The 3,498-nt window shown below is 46.7% G+C and carries 3 protein-coding genes; all 3 read right to left on the bottom strand.

All coding sequences use genetic code 11. From position 1 onward, the window contains the following. Positions 1 to 1,389 (bottom strand): plasmid recombination protein (locus ETP43_RS16955; RefSeq protein ID WP_207668935.1); only part of this gene is annotated, 1,389 nt, incomplete at its 3' end. 240 nt (positions 1,390 to 1,629) lie between these two features. Further along, a complete protein-coding gene (locus ETP43_RS16950; protein ID WP_129259773.1) occupies positions 1,630 to 2,244 on the bottom strand; it encodes a replication protein in 615 nt (204 codons plus the stop codon). A gap of 440 nt (positions 2,245 to 2,684) precedes the next feature. Continuing rightward, positions 2,685 to 3,467: a hypothetical protein gene (locus tag ETP43_RS16945; protein ID WP_129259772.1), complete on the bottom strand. Its 783-nt coding sequence runs from the start codon at positions 3,465 to 3,467 to the stop codon at positions 2,685 to 2,687. Positions 3,468 to 3,498 lie beyond the last annotated feature (31 nt).

The raw sequence follows: 3,498 nt of genomic DNA, 5'->3' as shown, positions 1-3,498 counted from the left end.
CATGTCCTCTGCCATCTCTGGGAAGCCATCTTCTTTCGCCCACTTCGCTCCATACTCGGCAACGCCATCTATAAGGCGTTCCTGCTTCTTTGTTAGCCCATCGACCTTATAGCCGTCCTCTTTGTCGTATTTCAGCATACCCACCGCCTTGACGATGTTCGTAAGGCTCGTATAAGCCCCTTTGAGCTTGTCTGTGAGGTCATTTATCCTTGACCATAGTTCGCCCTTGATTTGGTCAATCTGAGCCGTTAGAGAGCGAATTTGACCCCTCAAAGAGGTGTTCTCGGCTTGCAGGTCTGCAATCTGCTTATCCTTAGCTTTTCCGTCTCTCTCTGCTTTCTCCAAAAGCTGATTGAGACGGAGCTGACGGTTGTACCTCTCAATGATTTGGTTCTGCATATCTTCCAGACCTGCTTCACGCTTATTGAGCTGCTGCTCTCGCTGATCCGCACGCTGTTCCCTTCGTGAAACAGCAGCGGAACGCTCTCGCAGCGTTGCTATCTCATCTCGGTTTACGGTGTATGCTTTCGCTTGTTCCTTGACCGTCTCCAGATTTTTTTTCTTTATCGCTACGACACCAGGCAGAACGGTCTTACCGGTGCCGGTGATTTCCTCTATTCCGGTTTTGAGTTCTCTTAACGGTTCAACTTCAGCAACCAGAGTTTCTTTTTCCTGTTCGATACTGCCAAGCATTGTATCTCTGGCGTCCTTGTATTCCTCAACTGATAGGTTTTTTCTGGTTGACTGTCGTTCCATTTCGACCTCAAGCCCCATACTTCGACATATTTCGCCAAAATATGACCTTTCACTCTCTTTCCAGAGTTTTGTTGCATTGTTCTTTCGGCTCTCATTCTCTGGTGCAAAGCCCATTTCTTTCATGGCTCTATCGAGGGAATTTCTTGTCGAAAGCCCTCGACTATATCCATGAGCCACGGGAACATAGTCCAAATGCAGGTGGGGGCTTGCTTCGTCCATATGGATATAAGCCCCTATGAGCTTCAAATTCGGGTTTCGTTCCTCAAAGCCCTCTACATACTTCACGAGGGCTTCTTTGGCTCTCTCCCTCGTCTCTGGCTTCTGGAAGTCCTCTTTTTTGCCCCACTGTACCACATCCTCATAGAACAGCTTTTCGCCATTTTTCGACTTCTGGATATGGTCATAATAGTCCTCTATTTTTCGGTCAGCTCTTTTCTGCTTGCTGTTGTATTGTTCCAGAGCGTCCCCAAAAATTTCTTGATACACTTGCCGTATGCCTCTATCTACCAGAGTGATATTTTCAGCCGTTTTTGAGCTGTCAATATTGTCTGGAATTGGCTTGCCTATCTTCTCATATTCTCGCCTATTATGGAGCTGACTTCCTTTGCCTTGTGGCATTGATACCTTGCCCATAACTGAAATACCCCCTTTTTTTCGGTTCATCTGAAATTTATGATAAAATGTTCTGTTACTCTTGTCAAGAGTAACCCCTTATGAGTTTTGACACTTCGTATCAAAACACGGGGCTCTCCGAGGGGCAAGGGAGACCCCTTGCAACCCCAAAAAGCGTCACAAAGCACAAAGCACCCATAGGGGGGTGTCGTAGTACCCCCCTATTTTTCACCCCACCAAAACACAAAAAAAGAGAGCTTTTCAGCTCTCTTTTCTCTCCAAAATTTCTCCTGTTTCGGGGTCGCATTTTGGCATTCTCGGAGCGTGTCTACGACTGCCGATATACCTGTCGAAAAATAGCGTGTTGTTGCTTGCGACTTCATACTCAACATTCATTTCCTCATCTTGCAGAAAGTCCATAAGTTGAGCATACTCGATTATATCATACTGTCTGATGAGTGCTTGCAATGTCTTTTTTATCTGCGTTATCTCGGAGCGTGTCAGTTCCGAGAAGTCAGCTATGTTAAAGCCATTGATGGTTTTAATATCACGCTCATCATACTGTGCCTTTTCTGGGTTGTCCTTATGTGTGAGGTATCTGTAATAACCCCTTACTTGTTCTAACGCTTGTGGTATTGGCTGATTAAAGCCGTCTGTCAGAGCTTTAACCACATTGTAGGAAGTCGGTCCACTGTATGTAAGTATTACATGATAGTGAGCCTTTTTGGGTGTGCTGTCGGGATTCATATCCCTATCGTGTAGTGGGCTGATTGCACATTGCAATCCTGTCTTTTGGAGTTCCTCTCTCCAATTCTCTGGTGCTGATTCTGGGTATAAAACAAAAGCCCAGTTTCTCTTCTTCACATTTTTTGCCATAAAAAAACCTCCGATTTTCTTCGGAGGGTACAATCTCGTTACCTTGACAATAAGCCCAATTACGGCTATAATTATCCTACGGTGAATATGTGAGCTTGACCCTCATGTATTCGTGGTCTGGTATTGGCGTACCAACCACTAAAGCCATTATACGAGAATCCGCCCGCCTTGTCAATTTGACCTTGGCAGGGCGGGTTTTTTTATGCTCCGCAGGCTCTTACGCAGAGAGCGACCTCTGGAACAAATAGGTGGCTCTCCCTCAAAGTCTGTGCCACGCTAAACAAAAGTCAAGGGACGGGGTAGTATTTGCTACGCAAATCTCCACCCCTCAAAGCCCTTGACTTCTGTTTTTTTCGGGTTATTCCGTCTCCACCGACGGAACAAAAAACTTTTAGTTTTCCGTTCCGCCGTCTCCGCCAGTATACCCCGAAAACCGCTATTTAGAGTTCCATATCCCAACCACGGGAGATTTGACGGCGAGGTGGCTCTATCGTGTCTGCAATACCTTTGCTGATACCGATATGCTTCTCCATGTCCTCTGCCATCTCTGGGAAGCCATCTTCTTTCGCCCACTTCGCTCCATACTCGGCAACGCCATCTATAAGGCGTTCCTGCTTCTTTGTTAGCCCATCGACCTTATAGCCGTCCTCTTTGTCGTATTTCAGCATACCCACCGCCTTGACGATGTTCGTAAGGCTCGTATAAGCCCCTTTGAGCTTGTCTGTGAGGTCATTTATCCTTGACCATAGTTCGCCCTTGATTTGGTCAATCTGAGCCGTTAGAGAGCGAATTTGACCCCTCAAAGAGGTGTTCTCGGCTTGCAGGTCTGCAATCTGCTTATCCTTAGCTTTTCCGTCTCTCTCTGCTTTCTCCAAAAGCTGATTGAGACGGAGCTGACGGTTGTACCTCTCAATGATTTGGTTCTGCATATCTTCCAGACCTGCTTCACGCTTATTGAGCTGCTGCTCTCGCTGATCCGCACGCTGTTCCCTTCGTGAAACAGCAGCGGAACGCTCTCGCAGCGTTGCTATCTCATCTCGGTTTACGGTGTATGCTTTCGCTTGTTCCTTGACCGTCTCCAGATTTTTTTTCTTTATCGCTACGACACCAGGCAGAACGGTCTTACCGGTGCCGGTGATTTCCTCTATTCCGGTTTTGAGTTCTCTTAACGGTTCAACTTCAGCAACCAGAGTTTCTTTTTCCTGTTCGATACTGCCAAGCATTGTATCTCTGGCGTCCTTGTATTCTCAACTG

The sequence above is a fragment of the Blautia faecicola genome (assembly GCF_004123145.1).
In the GTDB taxonomy this organism is placed as follows: Bacteria; Bacillota; Clostridia; order Lachnospirales; family Lachnospiraceae; genus Oliverpabstia; species Oliverpabstia faecicola.
Note: the sequence above shows the minus strand (reverse complement) of the source record. Positions and strands in the feature narration are given on the sequence as shown.

Coding starts and splice junctions, on each gene's coding strand:
- ETP43_RS16945 (WP_129259772.1), bottom strand. CDS start 3,467: ATGCTTGGCAGTATCGAACAGGAAAAAGAAACTCTGGTTGCTGAAGTT.
- ETP43_RS16950 (WP_129259773.1), bottom strand. CDS start 2,244: ATGGCAAAAAATGTGAAGAAGAGAAACTGGGCTTTTGTTTTATACCCA.